The following is a 22,988-nucleotide window of genomic DNA, read 5'->3' as shown; positions in this document are numbered from 1 at the left end:
TGCATTGCTGTTCAGACTTTTACTCGCGGTTCACCTGGCAGTTTGGCTGATAAATCCCGAAGCGCTAGGGATCATGGGATCCGCAAACCAGCTTCACAAATCCCTGCTTTTCGCAGCCGGCGTGACCTTCCTTCTAACCCGTCGAGTGGATCGTGTGGTCCTGCTCATGATCGCCTTGATCATCGGCGCAACCGCGATCTCGGCCGGTGTTACGGACTTTCCCTATTTCGGAATCGGCCGCTATTTGAAATCGGCTTTCTCTCTGCTCAGCATCCTGCTTCTGCTTGCCGGGAGGCCGACGATCGAAGACCGCAATTTCCTGCTGCGCCTGCTCGCATGGGCGCCGATCGCTTGCGTCGCCATCGGCGCCGTCTACAACGTCGTCGGTATTCATCCCCTGTTTGCAGTCGACTTCCTGTCGGTGAACCGGCTGCAGGGAAGCAACATTCCGTCCGGGCTCGGCAGCATCTGCTACGTCGGCGCGATCGCGGCTGTCTTAGCCTCAGCGTACATCGACCGGCGCTATCTCTGGGTCTGCGCCGCCAGCATGGCGATCCTGACGCTCTGTGCCGCGCGCATGCCTTTTGCCATGGCTGCGGTCGTCTCCATCGTCGCCTTCTACACCTACCATGCCCGCACGCTCGGCAAGGCGTATCTGGCGACCTATGCGCTGATCCTTGTCGGCGGCCTCGGCGCGATCGTTGCCGGGCAAGGCATCCTCAACCGCTTCGAAAGCGACAACAACAGCGGGCGCGACCTGATCTGGCAAGCGCTCGACAGCGTGCGCCGCGACTATCCCCTCTTCGGCATCGGGCTCGGCCACCAGATCGAGGTGGTGCCGGACGAGGTCATCGAACTCACGAAGACGATCGCCGCCCACAACGAATATCTGAGGCTCGCGCTTGAGACCGGCTATTTCGGCGTCGTCACCATCGTCGGCCTGTTTGTGGGCATTTTCGTCTACATGTTCCTGACCCGTCCCCTGGCGCGAACGACGCTCTTCGTGGCGATGGTGGCGAGCTTCTTCATCTACTGCCTGACCGACAACGTCATCAGCTCGAACGTCAGTCTTTTTGCGCTCGTGATGGCAAGTTTCATCTCGATTCGCCCGCTATCGGAGCGGCCGCCCGTGCCTGCCCATATGCGGCCTCGGCGCTTCCGTCAGGGCTCGCCGCGTTGGCCACGACCTTCCTTTTCAAGGCGGTAGCACGCGATCCGAGTGGCAAACTCGATGGCCTTTTTGCGATGCAGCATCCTTGAAAAAGGCCGTCTTTGGCCAAACTATGCCCCCATTTTCGATATCTCTTAAACAGAAGCGGGGACCAAAAAACGACAATTCATCAGGCCTAAGGCCGAAACGAAACCCATTTCAAGGTCAGGGGGTACAAGCCTATGACGACAAAAGTGGACATAGTGGCCATTGGTTCTGAGGGAGGGCATTGGGAGCAACTGATGCTGCTCTGCGAAGCCTTCGCCGACATGGAAGTCCTCTTCGTAACGACCAAGCGAGAACTTCTCGAACAAGCCAAAGTGCCAAACGGCAGGGTCGTCAGCGACTGCAATCGCGACCGGCCACTCGAAACCGCCAGATGCCTTTGGCAATGTGCCAGGCTCATCTTTTCCGTTCGCCCGAAGATGGTCGTGACGACAGGGGCAGCACCCGGTCTGCTTTGCCTTGCCATGGGCAAGCTGATCGGCGCCAAAACGATTTGGGTCGAAAGCTTCGCCAACGCAGAACAACTTTCCCTATCGGGAAGGATCGCCCGCCATTTCGCTGGCACCCGCCTGACGCAATGGAAGCATCTGTCGCACTCGGGCGGCCCGCTCTACGAAGGAGAATTGCTATGATCGTCGTGACCGTTGGGACCCAGTTGCCGTTCGACCGGTTGATCCAGATGATGGACGAGCTGGCTCCTGCCCTGAAAGATCAGGTCTTTGCGCAAACCGGCGCGGGCCAATATACGCCGCGAAACATCCGCGCAAGCGCATCAATGGCACCGGCGGAATTCGAGGCAATGCTGCGGCAAGCGTCCGTCATCGTTGCCCATGCCGGCATCGGCACGGTGCTGAAGGCCTATAAGTATCGCAAGCCGATCGTGCTCGTCCCGCGCAAAGCCGAGTTCGGCGAACACCGCAACGATCATCAACTCGCAACTGTCTCCAAGCTCGGTGAACGGCGTGGCATTTACATTGCCCACAACAAGGAAGAGTTGCTGCGGCTTCTGGACGGCCCGCTGATGCCGCCGGTCCCCGAGGAAGCGGCATCGGCCGGCCGCCGGCGCCTACTCACCTTCCTGCATCGCGAAGCCCGCGACGCAGTGAGAGGCGCAAACCATTGACGGGCGGACAGGAGAGTTCCAAACGCCGCCCGGCCTTGGTGATGATCTCGACGACTGACATGCTCTCGGATCGTCGTAAGCACCTTTCGCGCATGATCGGCTCGGTGCAGGACTTCGCCGACCGCAATCCGGATGTTGCCGTCAGGCTTCTCCTCTTGCTGCAGCGATGTGACGGCGAGCGGCTGGCTGCATCAGGGGCAGCCTTTCCTGCATGGGTGCGACTCGAAGTGATCGACCGGAGGGTATCTCTTTCAAGAGCACGCAACATGCTCATCGGGCAAGCCTGGGAAGGCCTCGCCGACGAGGACATATTGTGCTTCCCGGACGACGACTGCTGGTATCCGGCGGGCACTCTGGAAACCGTCTGCGAAGCCTTTTCTGAGGAGAAGCCGCTTGATTTCTGGTTCTGCCGCTACGGAGCCGAGCCAGAGTCCGCGGCGTCCTTCCCGGCACGGCGGCCGGGGCTGCAGGACACGATCTCGCGCGCGTCCTCGAACACGATCTTCGTTCGGGGCAGAATCGCCAAGACAATAGGCGGGTTCGACGAAGGTCTCGGCGTCGGCGCAACCCTGATGGGAGGCGAGGACACAGATTATGCGATCAGGGCTTACTACGCAGCCCGCGACCGCCGCTTCGTCGACGCGCCGGTTGTCGGTCACCGCGATCCAGATCTGCAGTTTCGGACGTCCTATTATCCCGGTTCGCTCAAGGCGGTGACGCGATACGCGTTGAGGAGTTCGGCGGGCTTTTCAGCCGCGGCGCGTAAAATTGCGGTCGGAGGCTGGTATGTCGCTTCCGGCCACATGCCGTTCAGAAACTATCTCGGCGCGCTTCGAGCCGTGATCCAGACCGGTTAGGACGGACGATGCGCTCCCTCAACAAACTGATCAAACTACAGCGTTTCCTGGTCAAGTGCAGGCGCTGGTACCACGTGCACATATGGGGCATGGACATCCATCCGACCGCGGTTTTGTCGCTGAGCGCGCGGGTGGACCTGACCTATCCCAAGGGGGTCCATATCGGCGCCCATACCTACGTCGCGTTCGACGCGGCGATCCTTAGCCACGACATGACGCGGGCGATCAAGACCGATACCGTTATTGGCAAGAACTGCTTCATCGGCGCGCGCAGCATCATTCTGCCCGGCGTGACCATCGGCGACGGCAGTATCGTCGGAGCCGGCAGTGTCGTCACGAAGGACGTGCCGGCGGCCACCGCCGTCGGCGGAAATCCCGCCAGAATCATCAAATCAGGCATCGAGGTCATGGAATTCGGGCGTGTTAAAGCACGCGTGCTGCAAGCCGAAATACCGGCGTCCCGCGCCGCTGTTTGACCGGGTTCAGACCCTTCGCCCAACTCGGAGAGATAAATGCTGATCGACGCAACGGAAATCATGGACCAACACAGAGGTTCGGCCTCACACCGCTTGATGATGGCGCAGTTGAAGCAACGGCTGGCGGAGATCAAGGCGGTGCTGCCGGTGGATCGGCCCCTCGTCTACCTTGACTATCCAGTCCACGACAACGTCGGCGACCTCCTCATCCACCAGGGCGCCGACGCCTTCCTGCAGGATCACGGCTACCGCGTTCTTGGCAAATTCAGCACCCATGATTTCTGCGAACGCATCGTCAAGACCGAACCAAATATCCGACTGAAACCGTCGATCCGGCGTTTGGACGAACTGGTTTCCAGAAACGGTGCCACCATCGTCATGCACGGCGGCGGCAATTTCGGGGACATTTGGCCGGAATTCCAGCAGTTCCGCGAGTTCATCGTCGAGCGCTATCCAAACACCCGCATCGTCATCTTCCCGCAGTCCATCCATTTCGGCAGCCGGGAAGCACAGACGCGCGCCGCGCGCCTTTTCGGCAAGCATAAGCAGCTCTTCATTTTCGTCCGGGACGCCGAATCCCTGGCTTTTGTCCGCGACGAGTGCGGACTGCCTGGCGACGTCATGCCGGATATGGCCCACCAGCTGTGGGGCCGGCTCCCGGCATCCGGAAACGGAAACGGCGAGATGCTGATCCAGCGGCGACGGGACAAAGAAACCCGAGATGGCGACCGCCTCGATAGGGGCGCGTTCGACTGGGACGATCTGAAGAGCGCAAACGACGTCTTCACGATCCGCGCCTTGCGCAAATGGCAGGTCATCGACAATCCGCTCCAGGGCGTCGTCTCAAATTATGCGCTCTGGCGTATTTTCCGCGACAAGCTCATCAAGCGCGCGGTCGACAAGCTGGAGCCCTATTCGGGGATCGATACCGATCGCCTTCACGGCATGATCCTCGGCGCACTCATGGGCAAGCAGGTTCGCTTCGGCGACGGGCACTATGGCAAGCTGCATCGCTATGCACGCGCCTGGCTCAGCGAATCCCCCCTCCTCGAGAGCGCCGACAAGCAGACATCCGCCTGAATGAACAGAAAATACCGGAGAAAATCGGCCGCATGACCAAACGCCTGACCCGAAAAGTCGTTGCTGCAGTGCCGTGGGCGGTCGGCGAAGGTGTGATGAACGGCATCGTCGGCATCGGCCAGATCTTCCTGCTTACCTGGCTGTTGAAGCCCGTCGACATGGGGCATGCGGCAATCGTTATGGCGATCGTCGGCACGATCGAGATCCTTGCCTCGATGGGGATCTCCGACGCAGTCGTCGGCGCCCCGTCGTCCGACACGCGGCTTACCGACTCTGCCTTTACTGGCGCATTGGTGCTCGCAAGCGGAGCCGCAATCGTCTCCTTCCTGGTCGCTGGTCCTGTCGGCCGATTCTACGACGACCCGCTGATCACCGACCTGATCCGGGTCGCAGCGATCATTCCGCCGCTCAACGCGCTTCTTGCCGTGCCCTCCGGGCTGCTCGCACGAAAGATGCGGGCAGCCGCGCTGACGCTGAGAATGACGCTCGGGCGCCTTGCCCTTCTGGTCTCCACCGCAATCTTCGCCTATCTACACTTCGGAGCCTGGGCGATCATCTTCGGCAACATCGTCGGCGCACTCGTCTCCGGCATCGTCCTTCTCTTCACCATGTCACGGTGGCCACGCCTGAGATATCATCACGGCGACTTCAAGAGCCTCGTGCGGTTCGGCGGCGCGTTGAGTTTCGAACGCCTCGTGTGGAGCCTGATGACGCGCTTCTTCTGGCTGATCATCGGCTATATCCACGGACCCACCATTCTCGGCTATTTCCAGTTTGCGCAGAGACTGGTCGACGAGACAGCGAACCTCGTACAGACCTTCTCGATCCGCTTCGGACTATCGATTTTCGCCGCCCTGAAACGGGCGGGGCGCGATCCAACCGAGGCTTTCCTGAACGTAACCCACCTGATCACGCTGGTGGCATCGCCAATTTTCATGGGCATCGCGGTCGTCATGCCGGACACCATGGGCACGATTTTCGATGCACGCTGGGCTCGCGGCGTCGAAATCACCCAGCTTGCCGCACTCGGCTGGGTCATTGCCTTCCCGCGCAGCCTGGTCGGCCCGGCTCTTAGAGCACAGGGCCACCAGTCCTCGCTCGTCATCTATTCCGTCATCTGCTGCATCGTCACGCTTGCCGGAGGTTTCATGACCAGTGGCCAGACACTTCACTTCATCGGACTTGCCTGGGTGGCCCGCCACTTGATCGGCCTCCCATGGAGCTTCTACGCGATCGACCGATATCTGAAGATCAGCGCTTGGCGGCAGATAACCTCCTCCGCAAGACCGTTCCTGGCAACTGTCTTCATGGGCGTGATCGTCTATGCGCTGTCTCGCCAGCTCAGTGAATGGCCGCCCATGTCGCGGCTCGGCGTTCTCTGCGCGACGGGCGCGCTTTCCTATCTCGCGCTCGTTGCCTTGCTGGACCGGACCACCGTCGGTCTGCTGGTCGGACAGATCAGGCGGGCGAGAGGCAAGCCCGCTTAAGCGACTTGCCTCATGCCAACGCGATCTGGTTCAGCTTTTCATAGATGCCCGCACCACTCTCCGCCTCGATCTTGCGAGCGAAGAAGTACGCGCCGGTCGTGAACTCCGGGAGGTCGGCCTCGCGCAACACCTTCGGGTGACCGTGGCGAGACCCGCGCATATCGTAGTAGCGCCTGTTGTCATTCGTGAAGTTGAACGCGCTGTTGTTCACGAGGACGGTCTGGAAGAAGGCTTCATCCGGAATGAGGACATGGCGGAAGTAGTCGACGATGCCTGGCTTTTCCTGCGCGAAGTCAAGCAGATAGTCGCAGCACTTCCGCCGCAGGATATGCCAATAGCTCCCCGCATAGCAGCGGAAATCAGTGGAAAATGGCGCCTGCCGCGCCTCTCTGCCGACGAGCAGCCCATAGGCCGTGTTCAGCCGATACGGCAGCGAGAAGCGCTCCATGGCGATGCGGGGGGCGGCCAGCACTTTGCGCTGCGTCGCGCTCAAAGTGTCGCTGAGCTTGCGGTACTGAAAATAGTAGCGGTCGCGCCCGTGGCCCTGCGGCCAAAACATTGGCGCCATTTCCCGCGGATCCTCCTTGAGGACGTCGAAGTGATGCAGAAAACCATCCGTCCCGGTGGCCGCCAGCTCCTCGGAAAGCGTGCGCAGCGACGAAACCGGATAGTCGCTGCCGCTGAGGTTGACCAGCCACTCAAAATCGATCCCCCTGTCGCGAATGAACTTAAGGGCGGAAAGATATCCATCGACGATCAGAAAATCGCCCCGCCCGCCACGGCCAGTGGTCAAATGCACCCGCTGGTCGTTACCGAACATTGCCGGATCCAGGGGAGGCGAGCGGTCATCGTGGCTGATAACCACGTGCGATTCTGGGCAACCCCTTCGCAACGTCGCGACCAACTGGCTGATCTGAGCGGGATTGCGGTGGCTTTGAATGAGAAACAGCAACATATTCTGTAAGTGGCCTCCGTTTTCTTGATAGCGCGCATCGCACTTCGCTGCACTGCAGCAAACTTATTTCGCGCCGCCGAAGTCAACCGCGTTGACCCTTTGCCTTCTCGCCCCACATTGCGAACAGACGATGGCAGCCGAAATCAGAAATCTGCCGCATTCCTCAGGGACAAGTCGGTCCGCTAACGCGCAAGTAGGGTGCCTCCGAGGCTCCCGTAGGGAAGTCCGTACCGTCGTGCCGAGCGCTGCGGGGCGGACATATCGATGGCAACCGAAGCGGTTGTCCCATTTCGGACGAGGAGCGCCAACTCGATCCGACAACACGAATCTGACGGTACATGACGCAAGTGGCTCAGGCTGCTTTCGTCAATCGCCTCTTTGTTTCCACGGCGACCGTCTGTTCCAAACGAGGTTTGCGTTTGCAGTTACACGACCCCCAATTCGAAATCTCTCCGCAGGAGAGTTGGTCCGAAAAGCCGCCCGCTGGCCTGACGATCGATGTCGACAATCTGCTGGCAATCGTTAAGCGCCAATGGCGCGTGGTAGCCATCGCCATGCTTGCCGGTCTCGTGCTCGGCATTGTCTATCTGCTGATCGCCAAACCGCTTTATACCGCCAAGTCCAGCCTCTTGATCGACCGCGATACGAGCAAGGTAGTCGACCAGCTTGCGACGATCGGCGGGGCGATTGGCAGTGCGCTCGACGACGATGCCATGGTGTTGAGCCAGGTCGAGCTTCTGAAGTCCGATACGATCGGGCTGTCGGTGGTCGACACGCTCAAGCTTCCCGATGATCCCGCGTTCAATGCGAGCGGAGGCTCTCCAGTCGCCGCGGTCAAGTCGGCGGTCGTCTCAACGCTACGCGCAATCGGACTTATACCCGACAAGAACGTCCCGCAGGACCCAGACAGCAAGCGCCAGGCTGCACTCGAAACGCTCGGCGATTCGATCAACATCGAGCGCGTCGACCGGTCCTATGTGCTCGACATCTCCTATACCTCGCCGTCGCCGGACGTTGCGGCCAAGGTAGCGAACGCCATCTCCGACGCCTATCTCAGCGACAAGCTGAATTCGAAGTACGAGGCCACGCGGCGGGCCAGCGAATGGCTTCTGGCGCGCATTGACGAGTTGCGCCAGAAGTCGCTTGCGACCGACCTTGCGGTGCAGAAATTCCGCACCGCCAATGGCCTTGTTGCCACGGGCGGAACGCCCGGCAACGCCGGCGTCCTTGTGCAAGACCAGCAGCTCACGGAGCTCAACAGCCAGCTTATCGCTTCGCAGGCACAAATGGCGCAATCGCAGGCGAAGTACGACCGCATCAAGTCGATCCTCGACTCCGGCGATCCCGGCGCGATTGTGTCCGACGTACTCGCCAGTCAGATTTCGAACGATCTTCGCAGCAAATATCTGGACGCCTCCAAGCGCGAGGCGGAGCTTTCCGCCCGACTTGGGCCTGATCACGCGCAGGCCGTCCGTCTTCGCAACGAGATGAAGGAATACCAGCGGCTTCTGTTCGACGAGCTGTCGCGGATCTCGCAAAGTTACCAGAGCGAACTGGACGTGGCGAAGGCGCGCGTGAAGAACCTTTCCGAAAACGTCGCCAACGCGACCGGCGTCAGCGCCACGGCCAACGAAACGCAGGTACAGCTGCGCGAACTGGAGCGGGAAGCGGATTCCTACAAGAACCTCTATCAGACGTTCCTGCAGCGCTATCAGGAGGCCATCCAGCAGCAGTCCTTCCCGATCACCGAGGCGCGCATGATCAACCGCGCCACGCCGCCAGACAGCCCTAGCAAGCCGAAAACGTCGCTTTCATTGGCGCTCGCGCTCATCGCGGGCTTTGCCGCTGGCACGGGCATCGGCGCGTTTCGCGAGTTCCGCGATCGCTTCTTCCGAACCGGCCAGCAGGTCCGCGATGTGCTTGGCGTCGAATTCCTCGGCATCGCGCCCATCGTGGAGGGCGAGGATCTGGGCTCAACCATGCAGATCGCTGGCGACGATCTTCATCCGCGCGCAATCCGCAAGCCGAGCGCGCTGGCCGACTATGTCATCGAGCATCCGCATTCCGCCTTTGCCGAAACGCTGCGTGGGGCAAAGATCGCCGCTGATCTCAACATCAACAGGAAGTCGAAGATCATCGGCATCGTCTCGACGCTGCCGGGCGAGGGAAAGTCGACGATCGCCATCAATTTCGCCGAGCTTCTGGCAGGGCAGGGGGCGCGAACGCTGCTTATCGACGCTGACCTGCGCAATCCGGGCGCCACGCGCGCGATCGGTCGCCATGCGGATGCGGGTATTCTGGAAGCGGTTCTGTCCGGACGACCGATCCAGGATCTCCTTCTGCTCGATCCGAAAACAAGGATGGCCTTCCTGCCAGCGGTCGTCACGCAGAGGGTGCCACATTCCTCGGAGCTCTTGGCCTCCGCCGGTATGTCCCAACTGCTCAATACTGCGGCCGCACAGTTCGACTATATCATTCTCGACCTGCCGCCGCTCGGGCCGGTCGTCGATGCACGCGCTGTTGCGAGCAAGGTGGATGGCTTCGTCGTGGTCGTCGAATGGGGCAAGACTGCGCGCAACGTCGTGCGTCAGACGCTTGGCGCCGACCCGATCATTGCGGAAAAATGCCTCGGCGTGATCCTCAACAAGGTCGACACCGAAAAGCTCAAGCTCTATCGCGAGTTCGGCTCCAGCGAGTACTACTATTCGCGCTACAGCAGCTACTACCAGCAAGTCTGAACATCATGGAAAATGGCGCGCGGCGGCCCCAGGGCCGCCGCACCTTTTCCTGCAACCCTAATTCGTCTGTCCGTTTTCGAGCATCGTCGTGCAGGTGACGGTGCAGCCCTTGTCGAAACTTGCGCGGACGGGGTCGGCGATCCGCTCAAGATCGCTTGCAAGCTGCGGATCGCTGCGGTGAAAATGGTCGTCGAGCGCATCGATCCATTCGATCATGTCGGGCTTCTTCTCTTGTCTGATGCCGAGGCGCGCTTCAAGTTGCTCGGGGTGCTCGAAGCTTTGTGCCGAAAACCGGGCGACCGCGGAAAGCTTTTCCTCTTCTTCGCGGGAGAACCGCACGCCATTGGCGTCTGCCAGTCTCACCAGGATCGCCAACGGCTTCATGGCGTAGTTCTGATAATGAAGTGACTTTCCGCCCCGCTGCAGTTCGCGCGTCAGGCTGCCGTCGGCATTCGCCTCGGCAAGTGCGGAGTGCAGGACGCTCATCGACCAGTCGAATAGCTTCTTGTCGTCAAGATGCACGGCGATGACGCCGACCGCTGCCGCTGCCCAGTAACGGTGGTTGCTATTGCCGTCCAGCCACTGCTCCTTCTTCGGCCGCGCCGTAGCGGGCGGCGTAAACTCCGCGATGATCACGTTGGAAAGCTGCCGGAACCATCCCTCGATCTTCTCTTTGCTCGCTGGCGGAACGGGCGCGATCTCAGACGCAGCTTCATAGGCATTGGCAAAGCCGATCACGGTCCAGATCATCACCAACACCGCCTGGCGGTGGTAGGTCGGGTTGTTCTCATCCAAATTCTGCAGGAGCGCGCCGGCGTCGGCCCAGGCGTCGAGTTGCGTCAGGATACAGGACGCGATTTCTGGGCGGTCGCCCGAACTCGTTATCGCCGCCTTCACCAGCCCGGTCAGGATCTTCTTTTGCCGGTCCGGCGCCTTTGTGCGCTGGACATAATCATCCATCTTCTTCTTATCGATCACCGATTGCGTCGCGTCCGCGGCGTAGAAGGTGTGCATGTTCGACATGTCGACGAGTGGTGCGACGGGAGCCGGGCAGGAGAATGGCTGAGATGCCGTGACGTGCGGCGGCGGCAAGCGGAACATGTATTTCAGCCGCGGATTTTGCTGGCCAAGGCTTGTGCCGGGTAATGCCAGACTGATGCAGGCTACCGCAACGCCGCGCAACATCTTCCGTTTTTCGAAACCCATCTGGCACCTCGTATCCGATCGACCTGTCCTAGACCGGATATGGGCGCATAATAAGGAATTCGAGGCGGGCAAATCGCCGCGGCATCTTTTGGCCAGGCAAAAGTCACCGCAGAATTGGTTAGCAACTAGGCCGTCAGCGCCCCCCGCAGGGCTGCGCGGTGTCTCAGACCAAGCGGCGAGCGCATGATCCCGCTGACAATGGCGGCAAGTCTAAACAGACCGGTCGCGAACCGACCGTGCCTCCTCTGAAAGTACCGGATGCGATTGGCGGACATCAGGCTGCATAACGTCGGATTCTCGGTGATGTCTCCGCCAATATGGGTCGCCTTTGCAGACACGGTGTAGCAAATAGTGAACCCCCGGCGGCGAACCCTCTCCTGGTAATCGACCTCTTCGCTATACAGGAAAAACGATTCGTCCCAATCGCCGACGGCTTGGCGGACACGCGCGGAGATGGCGAGGACGGCACCAACCGCCCACTCAACCGAGCCCCCTTTTTCCAGCGTTGTCGCGTCCTCGACGATTTCGCTGAGCCCAAGCCGGATTGCGATTTTCGTACCGAGGAGCGCATCCGCCCACGCCGTCGTGATCGATGGCTCACGCCTCAACGATCGGTGGATGCTGCCGTCTTCCTCGATGATCTGGGGTGCCACGATACCGATGGAGGGGTCGCGCAGCCGTTCGTTGAGAACCCGTGCAGCGCCCGGATAGAGACGAACATCGGGATTCAAAATGAGAATGTTCTTGTGAATTGCGATCGTATCGGTTGCGGCGTTTATGCCGCCTGAATAGCCCGCATTTCTGCCGGTCTGGACGACGCGTGCCCCTATCGGATGAGCAAGAGCGATATCGACGGACCGATCTGCCGAGGCATTGTCCGCAACAACCACTTCGAAGTCTTCGACACCTTCGAGACCGGCCATCAGCGAGTCCAGCAACCCCGGCAAAACCTCCGAGCTGTTATAGGTCACGATCACCAGCGCAAGCGGTCGGGTTTCATCCCAGGAAGTCGACATCCGTTCGCGTCCTTGATCCTGAAACTCGCTTGTCAGCACTGCCATCTTCCGTCCCCTGCAAATTGCTAGCTGTTGATGGGCGTCTATCGTGACCATCGGCCGAGCGACCAAACCTCATCCCTGGCTGATCGCGTCGTCGCGAAAGTCCTCAGTAGCCGTACTTTTCGGTTTCATCTCGAGTCTTGTTCAAGACCACCCCAAGGACATTGGTGTGCGCCGCCAGTTCCTGCTCGCATGCATCGACTTCGCTTACCGTGCTGAGCCCGGCCGCAGCCACCAGGATCACGCAATCCACGTTCGCAAGAAACGCGATGACGTCGTCGGTCGGAATCATGGGTGGCATATCGAACAGGAGGACATCCGGGCGCATTCGTTGCCGCATTTCCCGCAGGGCGTTCGCCGTCTCCGGACTCTGCAACAGCTCCGCCGAGAACTGCACCGGCTCTCTATTGGCGGCAATGGCCAGATTACCGCCACAACGCACGAACGTATCATGCAGATCGGCTTTGCCCTTAAGAAGATCTTCCATTCCCGTGCTCGGCGCCATCCCGAGCGTTTTGCCGATTTGTGGTCTCTTCAAGTCCAAGTCGACGAGCAGCGTGCGGCAATCGGGTTGTTTCGCGAGGCTGAACGCAAGGTTAAGTGACACGAACGTCTTGCCGCAGCCGGGTGTCGGCGAGGTAATGGCCACCGATGTCCAATTGTTCTGTCTCAGATGCCGCAGCACCCGTGTCCGCATCTTGTCGAATGCAGTGTACGCCAGATTGGACGGGTTCGCCGCAATGATACGATTGCGAGCTAGAAGCTGCGGGTCCGTTGCAAGTGGTGGAAGATCGTCCCAAAGCGTTTCATCGCCGGGCCGCAAGCACAACGGCGTTGCCTGTTCGCCCCGTGGCTTGAAAATCGGAAGCGATTTGGCGTTCTGCAATGATATTTTCGTATGGTCCATGATCCGTGTCCCGAACTTGCTCGAAGCCGCCCTGATTATTGTTTGAGAGCGAGACGTTGACATCACCCTGAAGAGCATCAACCGGAGCGAAACTTCCGGAAGGCCCCCATCAAAGGCACGGGGTAGTAGCGGTTTGCGATGCGCCTCCTTCTAGGCTCGTCGATATACGGAATGGTAGCCAGCAGCTGGGTCTGAAGCACCTGCGTCACCTCGGACGATCTGCGGATCGTCTTGTTCAACATCTCAAGCAAAAGCGCGAAACCTAAACCGAGGGCAACCCCCGCCGCCGCCCCCATACCAACGATACGCCAGCGCTTTGGACTTATCTTCTTCTCGGGCGGCGTCGCCGACTCAAGAAGCGAAAAGCGTTCTCCGTCGGAGTTCGCCTCGACCTGTTTGCCGATCGAGGCCTCCGCACGCTTCGCAATAGCGGTATTGTACTGTGTCTGCAGGTTCGTGCGAGTGCGTTCGAGCGCGTTCATGACCGTCTCGACAGCGGGCGTCGCTTCAATTGACTTGGTAAGGTCGGCAACGTTTTTCACAATCGTCGACCGCTCGCGGGCAATGAGCTGAAGCCGCTCATCGATGTCAGCCAGTTGCATATCGAGTAGGGTGACTGGTTTCCCGCCGACCGTGCGGTCAGTTTTGGTATCGCCGGTGGGGTGGAGCCGCGCCTGCAGCGAAGCGATCCGAGCGCGAAGCGCGACGACGCTCGGGCTCGTTTCGGCGAACATCCCGAGCTGCTCTGCGAGTGCGCGGTTTAGGTCGGTGAGCATCTGTTGCTCCGGCGAGATCGGGCCCGCGGTCATCAGTTGACCGGAGGTTCCGTAGGTCTCGACAAGATTTCGCCGTCTTGACCGCAGGTCGGATTCCTCGCGATCGAGCGACACCAGTCTCGCCTGCTGGCTGTTTTGTTGCTGACGGCGAAACTCGAGACTGTCGGGAAGTGTATCCTTGTTTTCGTTCTTGAATCTGAGGATATCGGCCTCCGTGCGATTAAGCTCTTCACCAAGCCTCGCCACCTCATCGTCGAAGAACTGCAGTGTGCTCCCCGCCACGTCAGCACGTTGGCGCTGGTTCCTATGCAGAATCAAGGTTGCCAACTCGTTGGCGACCTTGGCCGCCAGGACTGGATTCTTTGCCTGAAATCCTACGCTGAAGACGGCCGCCCCGGAGCTATCGGAATTCAGCTGCAACTGATCGAACGTAATTCGAGCCCGCATGTCGTCGACGATTTTCTCGTTCGAAGGCTTGGTTTCGCTGTCGGCGTAAATATCGAGTTTGTCAGCAAGGGCAAGAAGATCGTCACGGGTGGTTATCTGCTGCTGAACAATCTGTAATTGCTCCATCCCATTCATCGATACTGTCGAGCGCACCAGATCGACCGGAATTTGGGGAGCTTCCGCCAAGATCCTCGCGCTTGCTCGATAGACAGGCGGCAGGTAACTGGCAACGCCCACGGAAATTCCTACAGCCAGGCCAGCGATCCCCAAGACATAGGGCAATCGCTGAAGCAAGATTGAAAGGTAGAACCGTACATCCACATCATTCATTTTAGGAACGCCCACGCTGAACATGGCAAACACCACACGAGCATCCATCTTAGACGGATGCCGAACCGGTCCTAGATCGTCTATGGGCGAGAAACCTAGTTCATTTGGCTGAGTTGATTGACCTAACGTAAGGTCCGAATCGAATCGGCCACCGCGCCGGCTAGGCGCGTGGCCTTCACAGAACTCGTTTATCAGCAGCCGCCGATACAGCTAGAGTCCGGTGCCCTTGAACACCACCGCAGGTGTCCGCATCAATATCCATAGATCAGTGCCGAAAGACATCGTGTTTGCGTATCGAGCGTCATAGATTGCGCGTTCTGCAAAGGTGCTTTGGTTGCGGGCTCCGATCTGCCAAAGCCCGGTCAGGCCTGGACGCAGCCTGAGATAGGCAGTGCCGGGATATGCTTGGAATTGCTGCGGCATCATTGGCCGCGGGCCTACGAGACTCATGTCGCCGCGAAGGACGTTGAGCAGCTGCGGCAACTCGTCGAGGGAATATTTGCGCAAGAAGCGGCCCGTCCGGGTAATGCGTGGGTCGTTCGCGAGCTTTTGTGTCCGCTCCCACTCATCTTTCGCGACGGGGTCCGTCTCCAGATACGACTGCAATCGCTGATCCGCGTCCGGGACCATGGTCTGCATCTTCCAAAGGTTGAAGTGGCGGCCGTCTTTCCCGAGCCGTCGTTGGCAGAAGAAAGCCCCCTGGCGGTCTACGTACCAGATCAGCAGTGCCAAAAAGCCGACAATGGCCAGAACAATCGGAGCGATCATCAGGGTCGCGGCAATGTCGAAACCGCGTTTGGCCGTCAAATAGACTGAACCGGCCTGGGAGTAACCGCGTGACCTATCCTGCACCGCAAGTGATTGCGGATATGGGTTGCTATCGAGCGACATGTGCCCTCCAAGAAAACACTGAATTTTATCAAGAGCGCGCCGCTTATCGTCCTCAAAGCGAAGAAGAAAATCCGCTTTGAGCGCAAAACCGTTTGTGTTTTATTTTTGCTGCAAGCGCACAGTTGTTCAGTTAATTCATTATTAAGCGATTTATATTGAACGCATCAATACATCCCCTGATAAGCAATTAGATTTAGGAGGTGGAGGGGCCTTCCACTTTAAGCCCAATATGGCTTCGAACGGATGCCTCTAGGTCTCAAGGAAAGTGAACTTTTCGGGAGTCTTGAAAGGGCGTGGTGGTCCCCTTTCACAACGGAATCCCACGCGAGCTTCTCGCCCGCCCTGATGGCTAGGCGAGAGCTCTGGCCCCGCCGCCGACACGCGTGAACCGTTAACCTACTACGACCAGCGGAGCTGATTCTGCGCCCAAAGGTGACTGCATCGCTAAATCGTTGCCGAAGTTAGCGAATTGAATGAGCTTGCTCAGCAAAAAGTCTTCGGTTTACGCCAAATGGATATGCTGTGCAGCGATCCAAAACGGAGGATGTTTTGCAACATACTGTAGCGTGAGTTCGCGTACGGGGGCGGCGGAATGTCCAGACAGACGAAAAGGAACAATCCGTTCCTCTCTTTTCTTGCGGAGCGGGGCGCTGCCCTCTCGGACTTCACACGAACTTTTCATATCACCGACACGAAGTGGGCAGCCGGGTCGCGGCACGCTGAATTCGTTTCCCACGGCTGCGCCGTTCCTGTTTCGGGATTGGTTGACGCTTCCGTCGCCGTCGACGTAGCCGGATCGCCCGCTCAACAATCTGTGTCCGGTTTTTCGTCGGTGAGCGCCGAAACCGCCAGTCCCGCCGTTGCTGCTGCTGTCGCGGATAGCTCAACTTCAGAAACGCCCGCAGCGACATCGATTTTCGCATTGCAATCGACCACAACCGTATCGGATCCAACTGCCACGAGCGCGGCTGATACCTCCGCGCAAGCCAGTCCGGCATCCCTACCGATCACACTGCGGACATTTTCGACCGGGTTCTCCGCAACCTCGGAACCGGCTCCGCAGTCTGACGCGGTCGGCGCGAAACAGTCCGACGTGGAACCGGCGGCTGCGCCCATGATGCTTGCCGCGCCGATGTCGATCATGGCGGAGTCGGCGCTAGCGCCGGCCACGCAGGAGGTCACGCTCAACAAGATTGCCGTTGAGAACATGAAGCAGGGCAATCCGCAGAGCGAATGGGGTCTAACCGGTGCTGGCGATACCAACATTCAGGGCTTCGCGTCGCAGATCAGCGTCAATCTCGGCGATACCGTCGATTTCAAGATCGCCACGGACTCAACGCATTATCGGATCGACATCTACCGCCTCGGCTACTATGGCGGCGACGGTGCGCGCAAATTGGATTCCATCGAAGAGAACCTCAGTTCCGCACAAGTCCAGCCGCATCCGATCGTTGACTATTCGCTGGGATTGATCGACTGCGGCAACTGGGGCGTTTCGGCCAGCTGGCAAATACCGACTGATGCGGTTTCCGGTGTCTACATCGCCAAGCTCGTGCGCGAGGACGGGACCGCCGGCGAGAACATCATTCCCTTTATCGTCCGCGACGACTCTTCCACCAGCAATATCGTATTCCAGACGTCGGACACGACCTGGGAAGCCTACAATGCATGGGGTGGCGCCAGCCTGTATACAGGCGACGTCCCGCTCAATCCCGACGACATGATGGCCTACATGCCGCCCAACTGCCATTGCGGCCTTATGGCGATCGGCCGCGCCTATGCGGTGAGCTACAACAGGCCGTTTATCACATCGACGAGCCCAGTCGGCGGCCCTTGGGATTTCGTGTTCGGCGCGGAGTCCTCGGCGATTAGCTGGCTCGAACAGAACGGCTACGATGTCTCCTATATATCTGGGGTCGACACTGCGCGCTCAGGCGCTCTGCTTCTCAATCATGACGCTTTTCTATCTGTCGGGCACGACGAATACTGGTCCGCCGACCAGCGGACCAACGTCGAAGCCGCACGCGACGGCGGCGTAAATCTCGCGTTTTGGAGCGGAAACGAGTGCTATTGGAAAGTGCGCTGGGAGACGAGTATCGACGGCAGCGGCACGCCCTACCGCACGATGGTTTGCTACAAGGAAACATGGGCGAATGCCGATATAGATCCGAGCGTTATAGGGACCGGCACCTGGCGTGATCCACGCTTCGCCGACCCTGGACAGGAACCCGAAAACGCGCTCACGGGCACGATGTTTCAGGTCGACAGCTACCGTCTCGACACAATGACGATCCCCTATGACATGTCGAAGTTCCGCTTCTGGCGCAACACCGACATCGCCAACCTTCAGCCAGGCGAGACGGCGTCGCTTACGCCGAACCTTCTGGGCTACGAGTGGGATTCGGATGTCGACAACGGTTTCCGTCCGGACGGTCTGGTCGATCTTTCCCTGTCGACGGTATCGGTCAACACCTACCTCTACGACTATGGCTCGACTGTCGGTCCGGGCGACGCAACGCATAGTCTGACCATGTACCGTGCCGCAAGCGGCGCGCTCGTGTTCGGCGCCGGCACTGTCTACTGGTCTTGGGGGCTCGATGACAATCACGAGGCCGAGGCCACGCCAGTCGACCCCAATGTGCAGCAGGCGATGGTCAATATGTTCGCTGACATGGGCATACAGCCGGATACGCTGCAGGCAAGTCTCGTGCTTGCCACCCAGTCCACCGACCACACGGCACCGGTTTCGACGATCACGTCGCCGTCTTTGGGGGCGAGCTTTGTTGAGGGCCAGCGAGTTACGATTACCGGCACGGCACAAGACACCGGCGGCGGGGTGGTGGCTGGCATAGAAGTCTCTACAGACGGCGGACAGACCTGGCATAAGGCCGATGGCCGCGAGACCTGGAGTTACAGCTGGATAGCGCAAGCCAGCGCCAGCTATGTGCTCAAATCTCGGGCGGTCGATGATAGCCTAAACTTGGAAACACCGTCCGCAGGCAAGCAGGTGACTGTCAGCCTACCGTCAACATCCAGCCTCTGGACCTTCGCAAACAAGCCGGCAGAAGAAACAGTGGTAGAGCGCAATCCCGTCTCGCTCGGAATTCAGTTTCAGGCGTCCACCTCCGGCTACGTGGATGGCATCCGTTTCTACAAGGGGTTTTACAACGCCGGCGACCATACGGTCGATCTATGGACGTCCGCCGGCGCGTTGCTCGCGAGCGGCGTTTCTGTCGATGAAACGCTTTCCGGGTGGCAGACGGTGTCGTTCTCCAGTCCTGTGCATATCAGCGCGGGCACCACCTATATCGCCTCCTACCACACGGACGGTTACTACTCCCTGACGTCGAACTATCTCGCACAGGGCTATTCGAACGGCTTTCTTTCTGTGGCAGCGAACGGCTCCGTTTATGCTTATGGCGACGGCAGCATATTCCCCAACGCCAATGTCGGCGGAAACTATTGGGTGGATGTGGTCTTCGCCCCCGATCCCAATCAGTTGCCGGTGGCGGCGAGCGATTCCGGCTTCATAGTCTCACGCGATTCCACCCTGGCCTTGACCTTCAATACGCTCACAGCGAATGACACCGATCCGAACGGGGATCCGCTGACGGTGGTTTCAGTGGGCAACGCCACTCACGGTACGGTTTCGATCGACAGCCAGACAAAAGTGGTTCATTTCACGCCGACGGCCGGCTACAGCGGTGCGGCGGGGTTCAGCTACACCATTGCTGATGGGCGGGGCGGCACATCCTCTTCGACCGTCAGCTTGACGGTCGACGCCGCCGGCCAAGGCCTCTCCATTTTCAGCGACTCAGACGGTCCCAGCGGTTCTGTTCAGCACGAAAACACGCCGGTTGAACTTGGCGTCAAGTTCGTGGCGTCGACCAACGGAACAATCACGGGGGTACGCTTTTACAAGGCCGCCGGCATGACCGGCACGCATGTCGGCTCACTTTGGTCAGCGAGCGGTACGCTCTTGGCGAGTGCCACCTTCAGCAACGAGACGGCTAGCGGGTGGCAAACGGTGAACTTTGCCAATCCCATCAGCATTACCGGCGGAACGACTTATGTCGCGGCCTATTTGTCCGACGGTTCATATGTCGTCGATTTGAACTACTTTGGTTCCGCTTTCACGAACGGGCCGCTGACAGCCCCTTCGAATGCTGATGGCAGCGGTAATGGCGTGTTTGTCTACGGCAGCGGCATCAATTTTCCGAACGGCAGCTACCAGGCTTCGAACTATTGGGTGGATGTCGTCTACAATCAGAACACGATCGCGAACCATGCGCCGGTCGCGGCAAACGACAATGGTTTCACAGCGCTCTACAACACGCCGCTCGCGGTGTCGCAGGCCACCCTTATCGCAAACGACACCGATGCCGACGGCGACCCTCTCTCCATTTCGAGCGTTGGAAATGCAAGCCACGGCTCCGTCGCGTTCGACAGCCAGAACAAAGTCGTCACCTTCACGCCAACCGCGGGCTACACCGGCGCGGCGAGCTTCTCCTACACCGTCGCCGATGGGCAGGGTGGGACGGCCAGCGCGACGGTCAGCCTGACAGTCGGCGGAGCTCCGACCTCGGAGAGCCTGTTCAGCCAAAACAGTACCCCAGCCATGACGGCGGACGACGGCGGCTCGGTCGAGCTCGGCGTCAGGTTTGTGGCCTCTTCCGATGGCACAATCACCGGGTTGAGCTACTACAAAGGCGCGCAGGATACGGGAACGCATACGGGCTCCCTATGGAGCTCGACAGGTACATTGCTCGCCAGTGCCACGTTCACCAACGAAACCGCGAGCGGCTGGCAGACGCTGACTTTCGCAAATCCGATCGCGATCAGCGGAGGCACATCCTATGTCGCCAGCTATCATTCAAACGGCCACTATGTCGCGGACCCCAACTATTTTTCTGCGGCGTACACCAATGGCGACCTGACAGCACCGGCAAGCGGCGCGAGCGGCGGAAACGGCCTTTATGCTTACGGTTCGTCATCGCTGTTTCCGAACCAAAGCTATAACGCGACCAACTATTGGGTCGACGTGCTTTACCAGCGTTCCTCGACCAACAATGTCCCCGTTGCGGCCAACGATTCAGGATTTTCGACAGAGATTAGTAAGCCCCTTACCATCCAGGCGTCAGCACTTCTGGCCAATGACAGCGATCGCGACAATGACCCTTTGTCGATCCTGTCCGTCGGGAATGCTTCCCATGGAACCGTCTCTTTCGACAGCCAGACCCACACCGTCACATTCACGCCGACTTCGAATTACCTCGGCGCTGCATCCTTCAACTATACCATTTCCGACGGTCATGGCGGTACGGCCACCGCGCAGGCGTCGCTCAATGTCACAGATCCGGCCCAATCGGTAAGGCTGTTCAGCGGCGATACCCCCAGCCAAACCTATGTCGCCGATCCGAACGAAGTCGAACTCGGCATGAAATTCCAGTCCGACGTCGCTGGCACGATCACGGGCATCAGCTTCTACAAGGGCTCGCAGAACACTGGCGAACACGACGCACATCTGTGGACCGCTTCGGGCACGCTCCTTGCCAGTGCCACTTTCACCAATGAGACAGATAGCGGCTGGCAGACAGTAGCGCTGGATAATCCGGTTCAGATTGACGCTAGAACGACCTATGTCGTTTCCTATCACACGAACGGAAACTATTCGGCGACCGGCGATTTCTTCACTTCGTCGCTTACCAACGGCCATCTGACCGGGCTGTCCGACGCGCTCGCGGGTGGCAATGGACGGTATGCCTACGGCGACAGCGGCCTCTTCCCGTCCAACAGCTACAACAAGAGCAATTACTATGTCGACGTGCTCTTCCGCCCGCAGTTGGCAGCGTAGGAGGACGCGGAGATGCAAACGGAAAAGAAATCGGACCTCCTTCCTGTAACGGTGCTTACCGGCTTCCTCGGAGCCGGCAAGACCACACTTCTCAATCACGTCCTCGCCAACCGCGAGGGCATGCGCGTGGCCGTGATCGTCAACGACATGAGCGAGGTCAATATTGACGCGGACCTGATACGCGAAAGCGGCGCCGACCTTTCGCGTACGGAAGAGACCCTCGTCGAACTCACCAACGGCTGCATTTGCTGCACGCTGAGGGAAGATTTGCTCACCGAGATCCGTCGCCTCGCTGTAGAGCGCCGTTTCGACTACCTTTTGATCGAGGGCACAGGCATAGCCGAACCGCTTCCGATTGCCGCCACCTTTTCCTTTCGCGACGAATCCGGCGTGGCGTTGTGCGATGTCGCAAGGCTCGACACGATGGTGACCGTTGTCGATGCCGTAAGTTTGCTCGCTGATTACTCCAGTCGCGATCTGTTGCGTGACCGAGGCGAGGTGCGTGCGCAAGACGATAGCCGAAGCATCACCGACCTCATGGTGGAGCAGATCGAGTTCTGCGATGTGATCGTCCTGAACAAGATTTCCGAAGTTGATGAGGAGAGGAGACGCGAGCTCCGCGCTCTGGTCGCAGCCCTCAATGCTGATGCGCGTGTGGTCGAAACCGATTTTGGCCGACTGCCGCTCTTTACCATCCTCGCAACAGGCCTGTTCAACGAGGTGAAGGCGGCCACCCATCCTCTCTGGCATAAGGAACTATACAGTCCTGCCGCTCATCTGCCGGAAACCGAAGAGTACGGCATATCGAGCTTCGTCTACCGCGAGCGCCGGCCTTTTGATCCAGCACGCTTCCATCAATTTCTAGACCGCCCTTGGCCGGGGCTGATCCGCGCCAAGGGTCATTTCTGGCTGGCGACACGGCCGCAATGGGTAGGGCATCTGTCGATTGCCGGCAGCCAACGCCTGGCGCAACCCAGAGGTTTTTGGTGGGCATCCGTTTCCAAGGACAAATGGCCCGTTGATCACCAGTTTCGCAATCACCTGGCGAAGCATTGGAGCCCGATCTGGGGCGACCGCCGCCAGGAGTTGGTCTTTATCGGCGCGGGCTTGGACAAAGAGGCACTCAAGACTGCGCTTGATGAATGCGTGGCCAATGTGGCCGCGCCGCATATGCCTCAAGCCTTGAACGACCCCTTCCCACCTTGGGTCTATCCGCACGCCGCCTGAAACTGGATTTTTCAAAAAGGAGAAGACGATGAGAGACGAACTTTATGCTGACGGCATCGGCGAAATTACCGTGACCGGATCGATCGTGCGAATTGATATGGTCAGCCTTTCCGCCACCGAGCGCGACGAGAAGAATGCCCCGAAGGCAGAGCTTCGCCAGCGCATCATCATGCCGATCGACGGTTTCGCCAATGCGGTCGATCTGATGCAGAAGGCGCTTGCCGGATTGGTCGAAGCCGGGGCCGTCCGCCGCGTTGGAGACATTGCAAAGGATGCCGACCTGACCGGGCAGGCGCCAACGGCACAGGCAGGCGCACATGCGCCGAACGTGTCGCCGAATTTCAACTAGCAGGTCAGGTC

18 protein-coding genes are annotated in these 22,988 nt (G+C 59.4%); 11 read left to right on the top strand and 7 right to left on the bottom strand.

Annotated features, from left to right (window positions below; genetic code table 11):
* Positions 1-73: 73 nt before the first annotated feature.
* From AB4048_RS23685 to AB4048_RS23655, 7 genes are all read left to right on the top strand, one after another.
* Entirely contained in the window at positions 74-1,207 is a 1,134-nt protein-coding gene (locus tag AB4048_RS23685) for an O-antigen ligase family protein (RefSeq protein ID WP_442204442.1), read from the top strand.
* Between the two features lie 245 nt (positions 1,208-1,452).
* Positions 1,453-1,848 carry a glucuronosyltransferase gene (locus AB4048_RS23680; protein WP_442204441.1) on the top strand — a complete coding sequence of 132 codons (396 nt, stop codon included), beginning with the start codon at positions 1,453-1,455 and terminating at the stop codon, positions 1,846-1,848.
* A complete protein-coding gene (locus tag AB4048_RS23675) occupies positions 1,845-2,339 on the top strand; it encodes a glycosyltransferase (RefSeq protein WP_442204440.1) in 495 nt (164 codons plus the stop codon). The genes AB4048_RS23680 and AB4048_RS23675 overlap by 4 nt, the downstream gene beginning before the upstream one ends.
* Positions 2,336-3,196 carry a glycosyltransferase family 2 protein gene (locus AB4048_RS23670; protein ID WP_442204439.1) on the top strand — a complete coding sequence of 287 codons (861 nt, stop codon included), beginning with the start codon at positions 2,336-2,338 and terminating at the stop codon, positions 3,194-3,196. The genes AB4048_RS23675 and AB4048_RS23670 overlap by 4 nt, the downstream gene beginning before the upstream one ends.
* Positions 3,197-3,204: 8 nt before the next feature.
* A complete protein-coding gene (locus AB4048_RS23665) occupies positions 3,205-3,672 on the top strand; it encodes an acyltransferase (protein ID WP_442204438.1) in 468 nt (155 codons plus the stop codon).
* Between the two features lie 36 nt (positions 3,673-3,708).
* Positions 3,709-4,752, top strand: coding sequence for a polysaccharide pyruvyl transferase family protein (locus tag AB4048_RS23660; protein ID WP_442204437.1), 1,044 nt, complete (start codon positions 3,709-3,711; stop codon positions 4,750-4,752).
* Positions 4,753-4,784: 32 nt separating this feature from the next.
* The gene (locus AB4048_RS23655; RefSeq protein WP_442204436.1) at positions 4,785-6,239 is read left to right on the top strand and encodes an oligosaccharide flippase family protein; all 1,455 of its coding nucleotides are present in this window, start codon (positions 4,785-4,787) and stop codon (positions 6,237-6,239) included.
* A gap of 10 nt (positions 6,240-6,249) precedes the next feature.
* On the opposite strand, the gene AB4048_RS23650 is transcribed toward AB4048_RS23655, so the two are convergent.
* Entirely contained in the window at positions 6,250-7,194 is a 945-nt protein-coding gene (locus tag AB4048_RS23650; RefSeq protein WP_442204435.1) for a beta-1,6-N-acetylglucosaminyltransferase, read from the bottom strand.
* A gap of 446 nt (positions 7,195-7,640) precedes the next feature.
* On the opposite strand from AB4048_RS23650, the gene AB4048_RS23645 reads away from it, so the two are divergent.
* Entirely contained in the window at positions 7,641-9,932 is a 2,292-nt protein-coding gene (locus AB4048_RS23645) for a polysaccharide biosynthesis tyrosine autokinase (RefSeq protein ID WP_442204456.1), read from the top strand.
* Positions 9,933-9,989: 57 nt separating this feature from the next.
* Here AB4048_RS23645 and AB4048_RS23640 read toward each other — a convergent pair whose 3' ends face one another.
* The 6 genes from AB4048_RS23640 to AB4048_RS23615 all read right to left on the bottom strand — a co-directional run bounded on the left by AB4048_RS23640 (position 9,990) and on the right by AB4048_RS23615 (position 16,690).
* The gene (locus AB4048_RS23640) at positions 9,990-11,138 is read right to left on the bottom strand and encodes an alginate lyase family protein (RefSeq protein ID WP_442204434.1); all 1,149 of its coding nucleotides are present in this window, start codon (positions 11,136-11,138) and stop codon (positions 9,990-9,992) included.
* Between the two features lie 125 nt (positions 11,139-11,263).
* The gene (locus AB4048_RS23635; RefSeq protein ID WP_442204433.1) at positions 11,264-12,199 is read right to left on the bottom strand and encodes a glycosyltransferase family 2 protein; all 936 of its coding nucleotides are present in this window, start codon (positions 12,197-12,199) and stop codon (positions 11,264-11,266) included.
* Between the two features lie 103 nt (positions 12,200-12,302).
* On the bottom strand, positions 12,303-13,103 hold the full coding sequence (locus tag AB4048_RS23630; protein WP_442204432.1) for a CpsD/CapB family tyrosine-protein kinase: 801 nt from the start codon (positions 13,101-13,103) through the stop codon (positions 12,303-12,305).
* 77 nt (positions 13,104-13,180) lie between these two features.
* Positions 13,181-14,680 (bottom strand): GumC family protein, encoded by a 1,500-nt coding sequence (locus AB4048_RS23625; RefSeq protein WP_442204455.1) that lies wholly within the window; start codon positions 14,678-14,680, stop codon positions 13,181-13,183.
* A 186-nt stretch (positions 14,681-14,866) separates the two neighbouring features.
* Positions 14,867-15,547, bottom strand: coding sequence for a sugar transferase (locus AB4048_RS23620; protein WP_442204431.1), 681 nt, complete (start codon positions 15,545-15,547; stop codon positions 14,867-14,869).
* An 804-nt stretch (positions 15,548-16,351) separates the two neighbouring features.
* A complete protein-coding gene (locus tag AB4048_RS23615) occupies positions 16,352-16,690 on the bottom strand; it encodes a hypothetical protein (RefSeq protein ID WP_442204430.1) in 339 nt (112 codons plus the stop codon).
* Here AB4048_RS23615 and AB4048_RS23610 point away from each other — a divergent pair.
* The 3 genes from AB4048_RS23610 to AB4048_RS23600 are packed head-to-tail and all read left to right on the top strand — an operon-like array spanning position 16,689 to position 22,977.
* Complete coding sequence (locus AB4048_RS23610; protein ID WP_442204429.1) at positions 16,689-21,401, top strand: DUF4082 domain-containing protein; 4,713 nt, start codon at positions 16,689-16,691, stop codon at positions 21,399-21,401. The two genes, AB4048_RS23615 and AB4048_RS23610, sit on opposite strands and share 2 nt — an antisense overlap.
* A gap of 12 nt (positions 21,402-21,413) precedes the next feature.
* On the top strand, positions 21,414-22,628 hold the full coding sequence (locus AB4048_RS23605; protein ID WP_442204428.1) for a GTP-binding protein: 1,215 nt from the start codon (positions 21,414-21,416) through the stop codon (positions 22,626-22,628).
* A 28-nt stretch (positions 22,629-22,656) separates the two neighbouring features.
* Positions 22,657-22,977 (top strand): hypothetical protein, encoded by a 321-nt coding sequence (locus AB4048_RS23600; RefSeq protein ID WP_442204427.1) that lies wholly within the window; start codon positions 22,657-22,659, stop codon positions 22,975-22,977.
* Positions 22,978-22,988 lie beyond the last annotated feature (11 nt).

Origin of the sequence: Rhizobium sp. RAF56 (genome assembly GCF_052113965.1) — a bacterium.
Taxonomy (GTDB): Bacteria; Pseudomonadota; Alphaproteobacteria; order Rhizobiales; family Rhizobiaceae; genus Rhizobium.
Note: the sequence above shows the minus strand (reverse complement) of the source record. Positions and strands in the feature narration are given on the sequence as shown.